A 16,631-nucleotide genomic window follows, 5' to 3' on the forward strand; every position below is an offset into this window, starting at 1 on the left:
GGACCATGATTTCGCCATCAACGGCTTCCAAGCGGGCGCCATGATCCACGAGGCAGACCCCTCCGCCATCGTCCCGGCCGCCCCCGTGGCGGATGCGGGCCGATGGGCACGCCGGCTGCTGTGGGGTGGTGCGCTCGTCCTCACGGTCGCCGCGGGGCTGGTCCTGTGGTCGTCGCGCGGGGCGGCTGTGTTCGTCGACATGGTGTCGGCCGCCGTCGCCTGGTGCCTCTGAGGGACCGCCCGTCCGTTCCGAAAGTCAGTCCGATGAACACTCCCGAGAAGGCCCCCTCCCGCGCGTCGCGCCTCGCGCTGCCGCTGCTCGCGTTCCTGTTCGGGGCCGTTGGCCTGCTGATGGCGGTGGCGGTCGTGTTCATGCCCTCGGGGGACCGTTCGCCGGCGGCGGTGGGCGGCCCGTTCCGGCTGGTCGACCAGAACGGGACGCCCGTGACCGAGAAGGTGCTGGAGGGCAAGCCCTCGCTCGTCTTCTTCGGCTTCACCCACTGCCCGGACGTGTGCCCGACCGCGCTGCAGGAGATCACGATGATCTATGACGCGCTCGGGCCGAAGGGCGACGGGCTGAAGAGCTTCTTCGTCACCGTCGATCCCGAGCGTGACACGGCCGACATCCTCAAGACCTACCTGTCCAGCTTCGATTCACGCATCGTCGGGCTGACGGGCGACCGCGCCGCCGTCGAGGCGATGCTGAAGTCGTACCGGGTGTTCGCCCGCAAGGTGCCGCTCGACAACGGCTCCTACACGATGGACCACACGGCGCTCATCTACCTGATGGACAAGAAGGGCCGCTTCGTCGGCGGCTTCAACATCCAGCGCACCCCGGCGGATTCCGCCCGGGAACTGGAGGCGATGTTCTGAAGCGAGGCCATGCGCCGTCTTGTTCCAGCGGTGCGGCGCGTCGAGGAGCTCCCATAAGGCGACCCACGCCGCGGCGGAGATGAGCAGCCAGTAGATCGGCAGCAGCGCGAGGTCGGTGCTTCGCACCGGCAGTCCGGCGCGCGTCAGGCCGACCGCTGCGGGCAGGAAGGCCGAAACGACTCCGGCCGCGAGGACGACCGCGTTCAAGCCCGCCAGCAGCGCGGACGCCAAGGATGTGCCTGCCGTCTCACCCAAGCCGGTTGCGAGCGTCAGCAGCCACCAGGGCGCGAAGAGCGCCGACAGCGTCGTTCCCAGCGTGTGTGCGATAGCCGTCGCCTGGTCGAGGGGTTCGCGGGCGGCGAGGTGCGGGAAGCGGCGCAGCACGACAACGGTCGTCTGCATCCACCCCTTCATCCAGCGCACCCGCTGGGGAAACCAGTCGCGCAGGCGTTCTGGCGCTTCTTCCCGCGTCCGCGCCGGCAGCGCGAGGATCCGGTACCCCTGTCGCGCCAGCCTCAGCCCGAGATCGGCGTCCTCGGTGACGTTCCAGGCATCCCATCCCCCCGCCCGCACCAGCGCGGCACGGCGGAAGTGGTTCGACGTGCCGCCGAGCGGAAGCGGCAGCGCCATGGCGGAGAGGCCGGGCAATACCGCGTTGAAGAGAGCTCCGTATTCCAGCTGGAACAGCCGCCCCAGCCGTGTGCCCCGGCGCGGTTCCACCCGCAGCGTCGCCTGCAGCGCCACGACGCTCCGGTCGGCGCGCGCGAACGCCGCTGCAGCCTGCCGCAACTGGTGGCGGTCGGGTTCGTCCTCCGCGTCGAAGACGACCGCGAGAGCCCCGCGGGCCAGCTGCAGGCCGATGTTGAGGGCACGGGGCTTGGTGCGCACAGGGCCGGATGGGCAGACGACAACCCGCTGCGTTCTCGGGTCCAGCGTCGCTTCGAGCGCCTCGCGGGTCGCTTCGTCCCCTTGCTCCACCAGGAACAGCACCTCGAGCTTCGCGCGGGGGTAGTCGAGGGCGGCGAGAGCGGCGCAGAGGTCGCGCGCCATGTTCGCCTCCCGGTAAAGTGGTACCAACACGGAGTAGTGGGGCAATAGCCTGTCCGGCAGCGAAGTCTCCCGGAGCTTATCGGGCGGGAGCGGTTCGAGCGCTGCGGCGATCCTGATCGTCGCCGTGAGCGCGAAGCAGAGGCCGAGGACGAGGATCGACGCGTCCGCCGCGATGCTCGGGAACAGGGTGGCAAGGAAGGCGATGACGAGGATCGCGGCCAGCAGCGCGACCCTTTCCTTCGGACCCGCCTCACCCCGGTAGGAGTCGGCGGGAGCCTGGTCGGGGAGCGCGTGGACGGCGTGGTCTGCGATCGATCCGCCGCCCGCCTCCAGCACCGCCCGCTCGAACCGTGCCGGCGTCGTGATGCCGATGTCCGGCGGGCCGTGTCCGGTGAGCGCCATGTCGACGAGCAGCCGCAGGCGAGGGCCGCGCGGGGCCGCGACCCAGCGCGGGTCGCCGGGTCCGGCGGCGCGGGCGTGGCCGGCGGCGATCACCACCAGCGGCGGTGCGTCGAGCACCACGCGCGGCCGCGCGAGGAAGGGCGCCCGGCATTCCTGCGCCACCGCGCGGTAGAAGGTATCCGCGTCCATCAGCCCCGACGCGATCACCTGTTCGTCGAGCCCCACGCCGATGCGCCGCGCCTCGTCCCGGCAGGCGTCGAGCGCCCCGCGCGGAATGCCGTGCCGCAGCAGGAAGCCGAGGTCCGCCGGCTCGAGCGTGTCGCTCTCGCGCGGCGCTCCGTCGGCTTCGGTTTCGGACGGTGCGCCCGCCTCGTGCCCCGGCCCTGCCTGTCCCATGGCATCCGCTCCGTTTCGCGCGCCGGCCGGGGGTGGTAATCAACCCGCAGGCGACCGCGATCCGATTCAAGCGCCGTCCCCGGCGCCGCGCTACGGAGGGGGAGTTGATCCGTCCGGAATTGCGAAGGGCATGTCTCGCGCTCTGGCTGTGTTTCCTCGCTTTCGCGGGGTCGGGAGCGTTCGCCCAGACCAACCAGGCGGAGAACAAGGTCTTTCTGCCCAACTTCTGGGAGACATCGCAGCGGCTCGACCGGCCCGACCTCACGGGCCTCCGCTCGATCCGCTTCCTGACCGACGACGACTACCCGCCGATGCACTTCCTCACGGAGGACGGCAAGCTGGCGGGGTTCAACGTCGATCTCGCGCGCGCCGTCTGCGACGTGCTGAACGTCGCCTGCACCATCCAGTCGCGCCGGTGGGACACCCTGCTCGACGCCCTCAAGGAAGGGCGTGGCGATGCCGTGGTCGCCTCCATGCGCGCCACGGCGCAACTGCGTGCCTCGAACGCGGTGTCGCGGCCTTACCTGCGCACGCCGGCCCGCTTCATCGGCCGGACCGGCGGGGCTGCGCCGCTGTCGCCTGACGACGCGGCCGGCCGGACGGTCGGCGTGGTCGCCGGCAGCGCCCACGAGAACTACCTGCGCACCTTCTTCGCCAGCGCCGCGATCCGGCCCTTCGAGACCCTCGACCTCGCGCTGGCGGCACTGCGCAACGGCGAGGTCGAGTTCCTGTTCGGCGACGGGCTGACGCTCGCGATCTGGCTCAACGGCACCGACGGGGCGCGCTGCTGCGTCTTCGCGGGCGGGCCCTACACCGAGAGCCGGTGGTTCGGGGAGGGCGTGGTCATCGTCATGCGGCCCAACGAGCCGACGTTGCGCCGCGCCGTGGACTACGCCTTGCAGCGGCTCGCCGAGACGGGCAAGCACGCCGAGCTCTACCTGCGCTACTTCCCCGTCGGCTTCTACTGACCGTCCGCGTTCATTGACCCGGGGCGGCATCGTCCATAGTGTGCCGCCGCCTTGCGGCGGGCCCGATCGGCCCGGCCGCCTCCTTCGCCAGCAAGCCCCGGATGCCGCGCCCATGACCGCGCCCGTCGACAGCCCGTCCCTCGCCGAAGCCGCCCTCCAGGCCACCGCGTGGCCCTTCGAGGAGGCGCGAAAGCTCGTCGAGCGGGTCAAACGGACCGGCCAGTCCTCGGTGCTGTTCGAGACCGGCTACGGCCCCTCGGGCCTGCCGCACATCGGCACCTTCGGCGAGGTGGCCCGCACCACGATGGTGCGCCATGCCTTCCGCGTGCTCACCGGGGACCGCATCCCGACACGGCTCGTCGCGTTCTCGGACGACCTCGACGGCCTGCGAAAGGTGCCGGACAACGTCCCCAACCGGGACGAGATGGCGCTCCACCTCGGCAAGCCGCTGACGCAGGTGCCGGATCCCTTCGGCACCCACCCGAGCTTCGGCGAGCACAACAACGCCCGCCTGCGCGCCTTCCTCGACCACTTCGGCTTCGACTACGAGTTCCTGTCGTCGACGCAGTGCTACCGCTCGGGCCGCTTCGACGCGACGCTGCTGCTGATGCTGGAGCGCTACGAGGCGGTGATGGCGATCATGCTGCCGTCGCTGCGCGAGGAGCGGGCCCAGAGCTACTCGCCGTTCCTGCCGATCCATCCCGAGACGGGCATCGTCATGCAGGTGCCGGTCGACGAGGTGAACCGGAGCGCCGGGACCATCGTCTGGCGCGACCCCGCCGACGGGCGGCGCTTCGAGACGCCGGTCACGGGCGGCCACTGCAAGCTGCAGTGGAAGCCGGACTGGGCGATGCGCTGGGTGGCGCTGGGCGTCGACTACGAGATGGCGGGCAAGGACCTGATCGACAGCGTCAAGCTGTCCGGCGAGATCTGCCGCGCGCTGGGTGGCACGCCGCCGGAGGGATTCAACTACGAGCTGTTCCTCGACGACAAGGGGCAGAAGATCTCCAAGTCCAAGGGCAACGGGCTCACCATCGAGGAGTGGCTCACCTACGCCAGCCCCGAGAGCCTCTCGCTGTTCATGTTCCAGAAGCCCCGCGAGGCGAAGCGGCTGCACTTCGACGTCATCCCGCGGATGGCGGACGACTACCTCACCTTCCTCGACAAGTTTCCGCAGCAGGCGGAGCGCGAGCGCCTCGCCAACCCGGTCTGGCACATCCACTCCGGGGAGCCGCCGGCGCCCGAGACCGTGCGCGCCGCCGGCAGCAACGCGCCAGGGACCTCGATCTCCTTCGCCATGCTCCTCAACCTCGTGGCGGTGGCAAACTCCGAGGACCCACAGGTGTTGTGGGGCTTCATTCGCCGCTATGCGCCGGAGGTCTCGCCACAGAACCATCCGCGGCTCGACCGGATGGTCGGCTACGCCGTCGCCTACTTCCGCGACTTCGTGCGTCCCGCGAAGACCTACGCGGCCGCCACCGACGCGGAGCGGGCGGCGCTCGCCGACCTCGCCGGCGTCCTCGCGGAGCATCGCGGCTCGACCGACGCGGAGGCCCTGCAGGCCGTCGTGTACGAGGTCGGTCGCCGCCACTTCCCCGACCTCAGCGGCAAGTCGAAGAGCCCCGACGGCCGCCCCGGCGTGTCGCAGCAGTGGTTCCAGACGATCTACCGCATCCTGCTCGGGCAGGAGCGGGGACCACGGTTCGGGTCGTTCGTCGCGCTCTACGGCGTCGACGAGACGCGCGGCCTGATCGAGAAGGCCCTGAGCGGGGCGCTGATCGCGGAACACGAGGCGTTCCTGGCGGCCCGCAAGGCGCGTTGAGGTGATCGTCTCGGCCGGCTCCGTCGCGATTCTCGGCGGCGTCGTCTTCGGCACGAGCGTTCTGTCCGGCGTCTTCGGCATGGCCGGCGGCATGGTGTTGCTGGGCGTGCTCCTACTCGTCATGGACGTGGCGCCGGCGATGATCCTGTTCGGGATCATCCAGTTCGCGGCCAACGGCTGGCGGGCGTGGCTGTGGCGCTCCTACGTGCGCTGGCGGATCGTCGGCGGCTATGTCGCGGGTTCGCTCGTCAGCTTCGCGGCCATGAAGGCCGTCGCTCTGCTGCCGGACAAGGCGGTCATCTACATCCTGCTCGGCCTGGTGCCGTTCGTCACCGCCAAGGCGCCGCCTGCGCTCGCGCCTCACATCACCCGCCGGGGCGTGCCCTTCCTGTCCGGGCTCGTCCTGATGCCTCTGCAACTGATCGCGGGCGCGACCGGCAGCGTCCTCGACATGTTCTTCAACCGGAGCGAGCTGGACCGGAAGACGATCGTCGCAACCAAGGCAGCCACCCAGACGGCGGCGCATGCGTTGCGCATCGCCTATTTCGGGAGCGTCGCCTTCGCGCTCGGGGACCTGCCCCCGGGGTGGGTGATCGCGCTGGCCGTCGTCTGCGCCATCGGCGGAACGACGTTTGCGGCGGGCATCCTGCACCGCATGACGGACAGCGGCTTCAAGCGCTGGAGCAACGTGCTCATCAACGCGATCAGCATCGTCTACGTCGCGCGAGGCCTGTGGCTGCTTGCGACGGGCTGACGCCTACTGGCTCACCCACATCACCCGCGCGACCCACGCGACGTTGGCGGTGGGGATCACGCGGTCCGGCTCGCGAGGGGCGAGGGAGGCGAGCTCGATCGTGCGGGCCGTCCGCCGCTTCAGCTCCTTCACCATCAACTCCCCGTCGAGCGTCTTGACGACGACCCGGTCGCCCCTGCGGACGGGAGCCGTCTGCGAGCAGATGAGGAAGTCGCCCCTGCGGAACACGGGCAGCATCGAGTCACCGTTGACTTCGACGGCATAGACGCCCTGGGCCGGGAGGTCCGGAAAGTTGATTTCGTCCCACGCCGCTCCGGAAGGCTGCCCCTCGACGCTGAAGCTGCCGTCCGCGCCGGCCTCGGCCAACCCGATAAGCGGGATCGTGCGGCTGGAGATGTGCGGTGCGCGGGTGCCCACCAGCGTGATGAACTCGTCCAGAGAGGCGCCGGTCGCGTCGAGAACCTTGGCCAGCGATTCGGTCGACGGCCAGCGAAGGCGACCGTCGGTGGAAATCCGCTTGGACTTGTTGAAGGTCGTCGGGTCCAGTCCGGCACGCTTGGCCAGGCCCGAAGCCGTCAGGCCGTAGCGCGCTGCGATGGCGTCGATCGCCGTCCATATCTGCGCGTGTGTCAGCATGGACCCCCCTTGGCCCGCTGCTCCGCTAGTCCCCGCATGGGGCTGAGACAAGACGCTCACCACTTTCTTCCACCTTCCGGCCCGCTGTCTCACGCTGACTTCTTCGATTGATCGGATCCGCTCCGCACCCTATCCCTAGGGAGCGCCTCCTGCGGACGTCGTATCGTGACAATCATATATAAGATAGTGACTGCCAAGCTCTGGCAAGACGCCATGGCTGTCGGCTCTCTTCAAGGCGCACCTGTCGACTTGATCGATGGTTATATCCATTTATCAACATTCAAGCAGGTGCGGGAGACGGCTAGGAAGCATTTTTGCGGCCAGAGCGCTTTGATTTTGGTCGCCGTCGATGAAAAACTGCTCGGTGACGCCCTGAAATACGAGCAATCGCGGGGCGGAGACCTCTTTCCTCACCTATATGGGCCACTTCCGATGGAGGCCGTCCTCTGGGCGAAACCGCTCCCCGTCGACGCGGCCGGCGTGCACCTTTTCCCAGCGGAGGTGCCCGAATGATTCGCTCCCTGGCCCTGCGGACGCTGTCCGCCACGATCCTTCCGGCGTTGCGGACACTCGACGCCGAGACGGCCCATGAGATGACGATCCGGGCGCTGTCGAACCTTCCCCTGCTGCCCTGCCGGGACGACCCGGCCCTCGGCACGCGCGTCTTCGGGCTCGACTTTCCCAATCCGATCGGCATGGCCGCCGGCTTCGACAAGAATGCGGAGGTGCCCGACGCTCTGCTCGCGCTGGGGTTCGGCTTCACCGAGATCGGCACGGTCACGCCGCGCCCCCAGGACGGCAACCCGCGTCCGCGGATGTTCCGGTTGCCCGACGACGAGGGCGTCATCAACAGGCTCGGCTTCAACAACCGGGGCCACGACGCGGCCTACGCGCGGCTCGCGGCGAGGGCGACGCGCGGCGGCATCGTCGGCGTCAATATCGGAGCGAACAAGGACAGCACGGATCGCGCCGCCGACTACGTGGAGGGCATCCGCCGCTTCGCGCCGCTCGCCTCCTACTTCACGGTCAATGTGTCGAGCCCCAATACGCCCGGCCTGCGCGACCTGCAGCACGAGGCCGCGCTCGACGACCTGCTCGCACGTGTCGTCGAGGCGCGTGACTCGGCCGACGCCGCGCGCCGTCCCGTGCTCCTGAAGATCGCCCCAGACCTGTCGCGGCCGGAACTCGACGGGATCGTCTCCGTCGCCCGGCGCCGGGAGGTGGATGGGCTGATCGTGTCGAACACCACGGTCTCGCGGCCGGGGACGCTTCGCAACAAGGTCGTAGCCGCTGAGCAGGGCGGCCTGTCGGGACGGCCGCTGTTCGCGCTGTCCACCCGCATCCTCGCGGAGGTGTACCAGCGGCTCGACGGCAGCATGCCGGTCGTCGGCGTCGGCGGCATCCACTCTGCCGAATCGGCGCTCGCCAAGATCGAGGCGGGCGCGTCGCTGGTGCAGCTCTACTCGGCGCTCGTCTACCGGGGGCCGGCGCTGGTGGACGACATCAAGGCCGGTCTCCTCGCCTCGGCAAAGGGGGCCGGAGGGCTGGACCGTCTCGTCGGCCGGCGCGCCGCGGCCCTGTGCGCGGAGCCCTATCCGGGGACCTGAGTGCCGAAGCTGCGCCTGGCCAGGGCCGGATAGGCGAGCGCCTGGCCGATCCCGCGGCTCCCGAGAAAGACGAGGAACGCGATCCAGAGCCCCGCGGCGGACCATCCCGAGGCGAGCCACCACGTCGCCAGGTAGAGAGCCAGCGATATCAGCATCAGGTCACGCATCGCGCGCGTCCATGTCGCCCCGACATAGATCCCGTCGAACGCGAACGCGGCCGCCCCGACCAGCGGTGTCAGTGCCGCGTAGGGCAGGAAGGCGAGCGCGGTGGCGCGCACCTCGGGATGGGTCGTCACGAAGGCGATGAAGTGGCCGCCGCCGGCCAGCACGAGCAGCGTGACTCCTAGACCGGTGGCGATGCTCAGCCAGACCGCATTGCGGACGCTGCGGCGGAAGCCGCTCTCGTCGCGGGCGCCGATGGACTGCCCCGTCAGCTGTTCCGCAGCGGCGGCGAAGCCATCGAGAAAGTAACTGCCGAACAGGAAGAGGTTGTACAGCACCGCGTTCGCGGCGAGGGTCAGGTCGCCCGCCCGAGCTCCCTGCGCCGTGAAGAACGCGAAGGCGGTGACGAGCGCGAAGGACCGGATGGCCACGTCGCGATTGACGACCAGGAGCCGTTTCAGCGCCGGCCCCTCCACGAGCGCCGCAAGGCGTATGGCGCGGAACCCCGTGCCGAGCCGGACCAGCACGGCAAGCCCGGCGACGGTTCCGAGCAACTCCGCGAGCACCGTGGCCCAGGCGGCACCCGCGATGCCCCAGTGGAGCCCCGGGACGAAGGCGATCGTCAGCGCGATCTTCGACACGTTGATTCCGACCTGCAGCGCCAGTCCGAGGTCCGTCCGGGCACGGCCGATCAGCGAGCCGAGGATCGAGTAGTTGGCCAGCGCGAATGGCGCCGACCAGATCCGCACCGCGATGTAGGTGCGAGCTGCCTCTTCGACTGCGGTGCTCGGTCCCATCGCGCCCAGCACGGCACCCGTGAGGGGCCCCTGCAGCAGGATGAGCGCGCCGCCGATTGCCGTGGCCAGCAGGAGCGCGCGGGCGACGGCGAGGCTCACCTCGTCGTCCTGCCCCGCCCCGTGCGCCTGCGCCGTGAAGGCGGCCGTGCTCATGCGCAGCGAGCCGAGCCCCCAGAAGAGTAGGTCGAACACGATGGCGCCCATCGCCACCGCGCCGAGAAGGTGGACCTCCCCCAGCCGCCCGATCACCGTCGCATCGACGAGGCCGAGCAAAGGCTCGGTGAGATGCGCGAGCATCATCGGCAGGGCGAGCGCGACGAGCCGGCGCACGGAAGGATCGATGCGCCGGGCAGCGGCGGCGCCGCCGGGCAAGGTCGTCACTGGAGGAAGAACTCAGCTGCTGCGGCTGCCGAAGAGCCGCATGAGGAGCCAGATCGGCACCACGATCACCGCCCCGTAGACCAGCCACCGGAGCAACTCCCTGACGGCCCCGAAGCCGAGGTCGAGGATCGAGTCGATCAGGGACTTGATGCCGCGGATGATGTCGGGCGGCGTCAGGCCGAAGAGCGAGAGGAAGGCCCCGACGAGCAGCGACAGGAAGATGAGCTTGACCAGGACGGAGCCGGGCGAACCCCCGAAGAACCGCGAGACGTTGTCGTTCATCGGGGCTACTCCGATCCCGGCGCCGTCACGCGGAGCCGAGCGGCACGGGCTGGCCGGCAGCGATCTTCGAGGCGGCGATCACCGCCTGAGTGCGGCTCTCGACGCCGAGCTTCTGGAGGATCGCGGACACGTGGGCCTTCACCGTCGCTTCCGAGACGCCCAGCTCGTAGGCGATCTGCTTGTTGAGGAGTCCTTCCGACAGCATCATCAGCACCCGGACCTGCTGGGGAGTCAGGCTGCCGAGGCGCTTCACGAGGTCGCTCGTCTCCCGGTCGGCGGGAGCCGAGAGATCGACGTCGGCTGGCGTCCACGTGCCGCCGTCGAGCACGGTCCTGATCGCCCCGCGCATCGTGTCCACGTCCACGGACTTCGGAATGAAGCCCGACGCGCCGAACTCGATGCAGCGGCGGATGACACCCCTGTCCTCGTTGCCGGAGACGATCACGACGGGCGTGCCGGGATGCTGGGCCCGCAGGTACATGAGGCCCGAGAAGCCCTGCACGCCGGGCATCGTCAGGTCGAGCAGGACGAGGTCGATCTCGACGCCGCGCCCCAGTTGGTCGCTCACCTCGTCGAACGTGCCGGCCTCGACGATGCTCGTGCCGTCGACGAGCCCGTTCACCGCCTCGCGCAGGGCTCCGCGCACCAGCGGATGGTCGTCCGCGATCATGATTTTTGTCTGCGAAACGTCCGCCAATGCCTGTCCCCCTCGGAATCTTGTTCTTCCGTCTTGTCCCCAACCACATAGTGGGGCCGGGAATGCCCCCGGCGCAAGGGGCTGGCCCCCGGCCCGGACTTGCGCGACGCGCCCCCGCCTCCCATGGTGCGCCTGCGGATGATGCGGGGCACGGGATGAGCGAGGGCCAGCGCAGGGACGTTCCGGTTCTGCTGAGGGCCGGGCTGGCGACGGTGGCCGTGCTGGCGGTCGCGGGGCTCGTCGGGGTCGTGCTCAATCGCCTGGGAGCTCCCGGGGGCGTCATCGCGGGTGCCGCCGCCTCCCTCGTCGTGGTCATCGTGGTCGCCAGCGGCGCCAGCGGCGGCACGATGCGCCTTCGCACGTTCATCACTGCCGGCCGCAATGCCTCCACCAGTTCCGTCGGGCTGGCGATCGGCGCCGCCAGCGTCACGAGTGTCTCGGGACGTCCTTTCGAGACGGCGCTCGGTCTCGTCGCAGGAGGGCTCCTTCTCGCGCCGGCCGTGCGGGCGTCAGGATGGCCGGGTCTCGCCGGTTGGCTCGGCCATCGGTTCGGCGATCCCGCCCTGCGGATGGTCGTCGCCCTGCTGCTGGCCCTCGCCGTGATTCCCCTCGCGGCCGGACGCGTCTCCGACCTCGCCGACACCCTCGTCCTCACCTCGGGCCTGTCGAGGGCGACATCCGTCGCTTTCGTGACTTTCGCTGCCCTCGTCGTTCTCCTCCCGGGAGGACTCCGGGGCGTGGTGCGGGCCGGGCTCAGCGCCGCGCTCGTGGCCGTCGCCGCGGTCCCGCTCGCGGCGTCGGGGGAGGCGCTCCTCACGTCCCCGTCCCTGCGGGCCTTTCCGCCGCTGGCGGAACCGGCGGTCCTCGCCGCCGTTTTCGCCGCGTTGCTGTCTCCGCACGCGGTGCAGCTGTCGTCGGCCTGTGCCTCCGCCAGGGATGCGCGCTCCGCCTGGCTCGGCGGCGCCGTCGTCGCCTTCGGGCTCTCCATCGTCCTGCAGGGGCAGGGTGGCACCGCCTCCCTGTTCCCCGCGATCGGACAGGCCGCGCTGCGGATCGCCCTCGACCTGTGCGGCCTTCTCGCCATGCTCTATGCGGCCGGCGTCGCGCTCGGGCATGAGCTGCCGGGGCGTCTCGATTCGCGTCGTCATCCGGCATCGAAGCGGTTTGCCCGGCTCCGTCTCACGATCCTGGTCGTCTGCGCGGCGACGGCGGCGGCAGCGATGCAGGATCCGGCCCGGCTCTCCTCGCTGGCAGCCGTCGCGGGTGCCCTGTTCGTGGCCGCGGCCTGTCCGGCGGTCATTCTCGGCCTGCTGGTCTCGAGGGCAGGCCGCTGGGCCGGACTGCTGGCCGGCGTCGCGGGCCTTGCCACGGCCGGGCTTTTGCTCGAAGGGCGCCTGGCGCCCTCGGTCGACGCGTCCGGTGCGGCGCTGGGCGGGATTGCGGCCGGTCTTGCGACGGGGCTCGTCCTCGCGTTGCTCGTCCGCTCGCCGCCCGTCGCCGTGCCGGTCGAGGACGCGGCGCTGTAGCCGTCAGGCGAGGCGCGTCTTCAGGAGCGACCACCCCCGGGCCGCGAGCCAGAGCAGCGTGACGACGTTGCCGAGCACCATCAGCGCCACGAACAGCAGCACCGCCACCAGCGGCCGTTCGAAGAGGAAGAACAGCGCGGTCGTCGCCAGGAACCCGGCGTAGAGGTCGCCGAGCATCACGAGTCCCCACGGGTCGGCCACCACCCTGGCCACGCTCGCCCAGAAGGGCGCCTGCCCGAAGGCCCACAGGATGAGGCCGGCCAGGGCGAGCGCGACGATGACGAAGAGGCTGCGCACGATCATTCACGATCTCCCGTTGTCGGTTGTCTACGCCGCGTCACCGTCCGTGGACCTGCGGCGCCCGCCCGTCTCGATCAGCCGCTCGAGGAGGTCGATTCGATCCGCCTCGCCCGGTGGCTTGTCCCAACGGATGCGCGAGATCCGTGGAAACCGCATCGCGACGCCGGACTTGTGCCGCGTCGAGCGGTTGATCCCCTCGAACGCCACCTCGAGCACCAGCCCCCGGTCCGCCTCGTGGACGACCTCCCGCACCGGGCCGAAGCGGTTCACCGTATGGCGGCGGACGAAGCGGTCGAGATCCTGCAGCTCGCGGTCCGTGAAGCCGAAATAGGCCTTTCCCACCGGCACCAGTTCGTCGCCGCCCGGGCCTCCGCGCCAGACCCCGAAGGTGAAGTCCGAGTAGAAGGACGAGCGCTTGCCGTGCCCGCGCTGCGCGTACATCAGCACCGCGTCGATCACGAAGGGATCGTGCTTCCACTTGAACCACAGGCCCTTCGGGCGCCCGGGGACGTAGGGGCTGTCCAGCCGCTTGATCATGCAGCCTTCGACCGCCTCCGCGTCCGGTCCCGCGCCGGCCTCGCCCGGTGCCGCGCGGGCGGCGGCGAGTTCGTCCCACGTGTCGAAGGCGATCATCGTCGAGATGTCGATCCGCGGATGCTCCAGCCGCGCGACGAAGGCTTCGAGCCTCTGCCGGCGCTCGACGAAGGGCAGCGGCCTGAGGTCCTCCCCGTCCAGCGTCAGCAGGTCGTAGGCGCGAATGTGGGCCGGGAACTCGACCAGCATGCGCGGCGACACGCTTGCGCGGTTGAGTCGCTGTTGCAGCACGTTGAACGGTTGCACGCGTCCTTCCCGCAGGATCAGCAGCTCCCCGTCGATCGCACCGTCGAAGGTGAGCGCCTCGACGACGTCGGGGAAGCTGCGCGAGATGTCGTCGCCCGTCCGCGAGAAGAGCCGCGCGACGCGTCGCCCGTCCGGCCGCGTGCCGGCGACCGCCTGCACGCGGATGCCGTCCCATTTCCACTCTCCGGCCATCTCCCGCGCATCGAGCGCATCGAAGTCGGCGTCCTCGATCGGATGGGCCAGCATCGGCGGGCGGAATGGCGCCGGGTCGCTCGCCTCCGGGCGCGCCCCGCGCCCCTCCGCCCACGCGAACAGGCGTTCATAGGGCGGCTCCAGACCGTGCCAGACCTCCTCGATGTCGTCCGGCTTCAGCGGGCCTAGCGCCGCGACCGCGCTCTTGGCGAGGCGGGCCGACACGCCGATCCGCAGCGCACCGGTGATCAGCTTCAGGAGCGCCCATCGTCCGGTCTCGTCGAGGCCGTCGAGCCACCGGGCGAGAAGACCCGGCAGTTCGGACTTGCCGACGCTCTGCAACCGCTCGACCACCTCCGCCAAAGAGGGGGGAGGGTGCGTCGGGTCGTGTGCGGGCGCCGGCCACATCAGGGCGACCGTTTCGGACAGGTCGCCCACATAGTCGTAGGACAGGCCGAAGAGGACCGGGTCGGTCCGTTCGGCGATGAGAGCCCGCACGAGCCCCGGCTTGGCGTTGGCGAAGGTCAGGCCGCCGGCCATCGCCGCCAGCGCGAAACCGCGCTCGGGGTCGGGCGTCGAGCGGAAATAGTCGGTCAGCAGGCGCAACTTGGCATTGCGGCCGGGCTCGTAGGCGAGACGGTCCAGCAGCGCGGCGAAGCGGTTCATGCGGCGCCTTCTCCCGCTGCCGCGGTCGCCGGAGTCTCAGGCTCGACCTCGCCCTCGTCGCCGTAGCCGACGAGGTTGAGCGAGCGGGCGCGGATGCCCTGCGTGACGCACCAGTGCACCAGCGCGTCCTCCTGCCCGTGCGTCACCCACACCTCCCCGGCGCCCGTCTCGCGGATCGTCCGGCAAAGGTCGTCCCAGTCGGCGTGGTCGGACACGACGAGCGGCAGTTCCACGCCGCGCTGCCGCGCCCGTGCGCGCACCCTCATCCAGCCGGACGCGAACGCCGTCACCGGGTCCGGGAAACGGCGCGACCACAGGTCCTGGATCGAGCCGGGCGGGCAGATCACGATCGCCCCGGCCAACTCGAACCGCTTTGGCGCGGCAACCTTCCGGATGTCGCCGAGGTCGATCCCCTCCCGCTGATAGAGCGCCGTGAGCTTCTCCAGCGCTCCGTGGATGTGGATCGGACCGTCCCAGCCGGCCTGCCGGATCAGGCTCATCAGTCGCTGCGCCTTGCCCAGGGCGTAGGCGCCGACGATGTGCGTGCGCTCGGGGAAGAGCGCCACGGACGCGAGCAGTCGCGCGACCTCGGCGCGGGTGTCGGGGTGCCGGAAGACAGGCAGCCCGAAGGTCGCTTCCGTGATGAAGACGTCGCAGGGCACCGGCTCGAAGGCGGCGCAGGTCGGGTCGGGCGCGCGCTTGTAGTCGCCCGACGCGACGATCCGCAGCCCGTGGGCCTCGATGGCGATCTGTGCCGAACCGAGCACGTGTCCGGCGGGATGGAAGGTGACGCGGGCGCCGCCGAGGTCGATGGCCTGTCCGAGCGTGGCCGCCTGCGTCGTGCCGGCGAAGTCTTCGCCGTAGCGGACCGCCATGATCGCGAGCGTCTCGCGCGTCGCCAGCACGGTGCCGTGCCCGGCCCGAGCGTGGTCGGAATGGCCGTGCGTGACGAGGGCGCGGGCGACCGGGCGGACGGGATCGATGTGGACGTCGGCCAGCGGACAGTAGAGCCCCGCGGGCGTCGGGAAGAGAAGGTCGCTCGGCCGCATGCTCCACACATAGGTCGTCGGCGGGAGCGGTCAAAGCGGTGCCCCGACAAGAATGGCCCCGCCGCGAGGCGGGGCCAGTGGGTACTGCTGTGGGAGGGCAGCACCGGGAAGGACGCCCGGCCGGAGGGGAGTGGCCGGTACGGGAATGACCATGCCTCACGCCGGCGCGGCCGGACGTGCGCCAACGCACACGCCGCCATCATGGAAAAGGGCTGCGAGCCTCCCGGCTCGCAGCCCCTTCGATCCTGTCGGTGTCGGGCGTCAGTACTTGCGGACGATCGGGCCTTCCGGGACGGGAAGCGGCTCGGCCAGCATCCAGCGGACGCCGAAGCGGATGTCGTTGGACGCGACGTCCTTGATCTTGCCGCTGTAGCCGCACGCGCCGCCGCCCGGGCAGACGCTGGCGCCGAGCTTCGCGTCGCCGAGGTTGAGGTAGCGGTAGCCGAGCTCGAGCTTCAGATTCGGCGCCACGGCGTAGGAGAGGCCGGCCATGAGCGCCCACGAGAAGTTCCACGTGTCGGCGCTCTCGATCCAGCCGACTGCGAGCGTCTGCGGGCCGTAGTCATAGCTCTTGCCGGTGTTCAGGTAGCTGGCGCCGATGCCGAAGCCGACGAAGGGCGTCAGGCCGCCCCAGGTGCCGAGATCGACATAGGCATTGGCCATCCAGGTCGAGCCGGAGATCGTGCCGCCGTCATAGATGTCGTAGCAGGTGCCGGCCGGGCAGAAGGCCGTGTAGGAGGCCACCGCGCCAACCCCGACGCCCCAGCGGTACTCGCCCGTCAGGTCGGCCCGGAACCAGTTGTTGAACTGGTAGCCGACGCCGCCGCCGACGAAGCCGGCGTTGCCGATGCTGTGCTCGTTCCAGACTGCCGTCGCCGTGTTGCTGATGGCACCGTGCTGCCAGGAGCCGCTCGTGTAGACGCTGCCGCCGGCGTCGCCGCGCAGGTACCAGCCGCCGAAGTCGGCAACCATCTCCGGAGGCGGCGCGGGCGGCGGCGGAAGCCGCAGGTCTGCCGCGTTCGCCGACTGGAAGGTTCCGGTCGCCCCCAGAAGGGTGGCACCGATGATCGCCCACTGCCTGATACCCATGACTCGCATCCCTCGTTGCGCGGGTTGCACGAACCACGCTCGACAACTTCGTGTTGATGCTTGCCACGGGGGCGTTACCAGCCGGTTAACCTTACCGCTTAACCATGATCATTCAGAAACCCATGAAAAAGGGCCGCCCGCA

Annotated in this window: 16 protein-coding genes and 1 pseudogene; 8 read left to right on the forward strand and 9 right to left on the reverse strand. The window is 70.2% G+C overall.

Annotated features, from left to right (window positions below; all coding sequences use genetic code 11):
* Positions 1-40 precede the first annotated feature (40 nt).
* Positions 41-232, forward strand: coding sequence for a hypothetical protein (locus ACX9GQ_RS07600; protein WP_459628901.1), 192 nt, complete (start codon positions 41-43; stop codon positions 230-232).
* Between the two features lie 32 nt (positions 233-264).
* The gene (locus ACX9GQ_RS07605) at positions 265-873 is read left to right on the forward strand and encodes an SCO family protein (protein ID WP_459628902.1); all 609 of its coding nucleotides are present in this window, start codon (positions 265-267) and stop codon (positions 871-873) included.
* 270 nt (positions 874-1,143) lie between these two features.
* Here the strand turns inward: ACX9GQ_RS07605 and ACX9GQ_RS07610 are convergent.
* A pseudogene (locus ACX9GQ_RS07610) lies at positions 1,144-2,721 on the reverse strand (glycosyltransferase); the annotation flags it as partial.
* Between the two features lie 104 nt (positions 2,722-2,825).
* On the opposite strand from ACX9GQ_RS07610, the gene ACX9GQ_RS07615 reads away from it, so the two are divergent.
* From ACX9GQ_RS07615 to ACX9GQ_RS07625, 3 genes are all read left to right on the forward strand, one after another.
* Complete coding sequence (locus tag ACX9GQ_RS07615) at positions 2,826-3,689, forward strand: transporter substrate-binding domain-containing protein (protein ID WP_459628903.1); 864 nt, start codon at positions 2,826-2,828, stop codon at positions 3,687-3,689.
* 112 nt (positions 3,690-3,801) lie between these two features.
* Positions 3,802-5,511: a lysine--tRNA ligase gene (locus ACX9GQ_RS07620; RefSeq protein ID WP_459628904.1), complete on the forward strand. Its 1,710-nt coding sequence runs from the start codon at positions 3,802-3,804 to the stop codon at positions 5,509-5,511.
* Between the two features lies 1 nt (position 5,512).
* Positions 5,513-6,265 carry a TSUP family transporter gene (locus tag ACX9GQ_RS07625; RefSeq protein ID WP_459628905.1) on the forward strand — a complete coding sequence of 251 codons (753 nt, stop codon included), beginning with the start codon at positions 5,513-5,515 and terminating at the stop codon, positions 6,263-6,265.
* 3 nt (positions 6,266-6,268) lie between these two features.
* Here the strand turns inward: ACX9GQ_RS07625 and ACX9GQ_RS07630 are convergent, their stop codons facing one another.
* Entirely contained in the window at positions 6,269-6,901 is a 633-nt protein-coding gene (locus ACX9GQ_RS07630; RefSeq protein WP_459628906.1) for a S24 family peptidase, read from the reverse strand.
* Positions 6,902-7,063: 162 nt separating this feature from the next.
* Here ACX9GQ_RS07630 and ACX9GQ_RS07635 point away from each other — a divergent pair, with 162 nt between their 5' ends.
* A complete protein-coding gene (locus tag ACX9GQ_RS07635; RefSeq protein ID WP_459628993.1) occupies positions 7,064-7,414 on the forward strand; it encodes a DUF952 domain-containing protein in 351 nt (116 codons plus the stop codon).
* Positions 7,411-8,508 carry a quinone-dependent dihydroorotate dehydrogenase gene (locus ACX9GQ_RS07640; protein WP_459628907.1) on the forward strand — a complete coding sequence of 366 codons (1,098 nt, stop codon included), beginning with the start codon at positions 7,411-7,413 and terminating at the stop codon, positions 8,506-8,508. The genes ACX9GQ_RS07635 and ACX9GQ_RS07640 overlap by 4 nt, the downstream gene beginning before the upstream one ends.
* Here ACX9GQ_RS07640 and ACX9GQ_RS07645 read toward each other — a convergent pair.
* Genes ACX9GQ_RS07645 through ACX9GQ_RS07655 form a run of 3 tightly spaced genes read right to left on the reverse strand, consistent with a single transcriptional unit; the run spans position 8,493 to position 10,800 of the window.
* Positions 8,493-9,848 (reverse strand): MATE family efflux transporter, encoded by a 1,356-nt coding sequence (locus tag ACX9GQ_RS07645; protein WP_459628908.1) that lies wholly within the window; start codon positions 9,846-9,848, stop codon positions 8,493-8,495. The two genes, ACX9GQ_RS07640 and ACX9GQ_RS07645, sit on opposite strands and share 16 nt — an antisense overlap.
* A gap of 12 nt (positions 9,849-9,860) precedes the next feature.
* A complete protein-coding gene (locus tag ACX9GQ_RS07650; RefSeq protein WP_459628909.1) occupies positions 9,861-10,130 on the reverse strand; it encodes a DUF6460 domain-containing protein in 270 nt (89 codons plus the stop codon).
* Between the two features lie 25 nt (positions 10,131-10,155).
* On the reverse strand, positions 10,156-10,800 hold the full coding sequence (locus ACX9GQ_RS07655; protein ID WP_459628910.1) for a response regulator: 645 nt from the start codon (positions 10,798-10,800) through the stop codon (positions 10,156-10,158).
* Positions 10,801-10,982: 182 nt separating this feature from the next.
* On the opposite strand from ACX9GQ_RS07655, the gene ACX9GQ_RS07660 reads away from it, so the two are divergent.
* The gene (locus tag ACX9GQ_RS07660) at positions 10,983-12,353 is read left to right on the forward strand and encodes a hypothetical protein (RefSeq protein ID WP_459628911.1); all 1,371 of its coding nucleotides are present in this window, start codon (positions 10,983-10,985) and stop codon (positions 12,351-12,353) included.
* Positions 12,354-12,356: 3 nt separating this feature from the next.
* Here the strand turns inward: ACX9GQ_RS07660 and ACX9GQ_RS07665 are convergent, their stop codons facing one another.
* From ACX9GQ_RS07665 to ACX9GQ_RS07680, 4 genes are all read right to left on the reverse strand, one after another.
* Complete coding sequence (locus tag ACX9GQ_RS07665) at positions 12,357-12,656, reverse strand: hypothetical protein (protein WP_459628912.1); 300 nt, start codon at positions 12,654-12,656, stop codon at positions 12,357-12,359.
* A 24-nt stretch (positions 12,657-12,680) separates the two neighbouring features.
* Positions 12,681-14,351 carry a cisplatin damage response ATP-dependent DNA ligase gene (locus ACX9GQ_RS07670; protein ID WP_459628913.1) on the reverse strand — a complete coding sequence of 557 codons (1,671 nt, stop codon included), beginning with the start codon at positions 14,349-14,351 and terminating at the stop codon, positions 12,681-12,683.
* On the reverse strand, positions 14,348-15,400 hold the full coding sequence (locus ACX9GQ_RS07675; RefSeq protein ID WP_459628914.1) for a ligase-associated DNA damage response exonuclease: 1,053 nt from the start codon (positions 15,398-15,400) through the stop codon (positions 14,348-14,350). Before ACX9GQ_RS07675 ends, ACX9GQ_RS07670 begins: the two co-directional genes overlap by 4 nt.
* Positions 15,401-15,661: 261 nt before the next feature.
* Positions 15,662-16,489 (reverse strand): outer membrane protein, encoded by an 828-nt coding sequence (locus ACX9GQ_RS07680; RefSeq protein WP_459628915.1) that lies wholly within the window; start codon positions 16,487-16,489, stop codon positions 15,662-15,664.
* Positions 16,490-16,631: the final 142 nt, after the last annotated feature.

The organism is Alsobacter sp. R-9, from assembly GCF_054612375.1.

What these genes read in the sequence shown, in the direction of transcription:
- ACX9GQ_RS07650 (WP_459628909.1), bottom strand. Translation starts at nt 10,130, where the DNA reads ATGAACGACAACGTCTCGCGGTTCTTCGGGGGTTCGCCCGGCTCCGTC.
- ACX9GQ_RS07675 (WP_459628914.1), bottom strand. Translation starts at nt 15,400, where the DNA reads ATGCGGCCGAGCGACCTTCTCTTCCCGACGCCCGCGGGGCTCTACTGT.
- ACX9GQ_RS07670 (WP_459628913.1), bottom strand. Translation starts at nt 14,351, where the DNA reads ATGAACCGCTTCGCCGCGCTGCTGGACCGTCTCGCCTACGAGCCCGGC.
- ACX9GQ_RS07640 (WP_459628907.1), top strand. Translation starts at nt 7,411, where the DNA reads ATGATTCGCTCCCTGGCCCTGCGGACGCTGTCCGCCACGATCCTTCCG.
- ACX9GQ_RS07660 (WP_459628911.1), top strand. Translation starts at nt 10,983, where the DNA reads ATGAGCGAGGGCCAGCGCAGGGACGTTCCGGTTCTGCTGAGGGCCGGG.
- ACX9GQ_RS07605 (WP_459628902.1), top strand. Translation starts at nt 265, where the DNA reads ATGAACACTCCCGAGAAGGCCCCCTCCCGCGCGTCGCGCCTCGCGCTG.
- ACX9GQ_RS07620 (WP_459628904.1), top strand. Translation starts at nt 3,802, where the DNA reads ATGACCGCGCCCGTCGACAGCCCGTCCCTCGCCGAAGCCGCCCTCCAG.
- ACX9GQ_RS07680 (WP_459628915.1), bottom strand. Translation starts at nt 16,489, where the DNA reads ATGGGTATCAGGCAGTGGGCGATCATCGGTGCCACCCTTCTGGGGGCG.
- ACX9GQ_RS07600 (WP_459628901.1), top strand. Translation starts at nt 41, where the DNA reads ATGATCCACGAGGCAGACCCCTCCGCCATCGTCCCGGCCGCCCCCGTG.
- ACX9GQ_RS07630 (WP_459628906.1), bottom strand. Translation starts at nt 6,901, where the DNA reads ATGCTGACACACGCGCAGATATGGACGGCGATCGACGCCATCGCAGCG.
- ACX9GQ_RS07655 (WP_459628910.1), bottom strand. Translation starts at nt 10,800, where the DNA reads ATGATCGCGGACGACCATCCGCTGGTGCGCGGAGCCCTGCGCGAGGCG.
- ACX9GQ_RS07665 (WP_459628912.1), bottom strand. Translation starts at nt 12,656, where the DNA reads ATGATCGTGCGCAGCCTCTTCGTCATCGTCGCGCTCGCCCTGGCCGGC.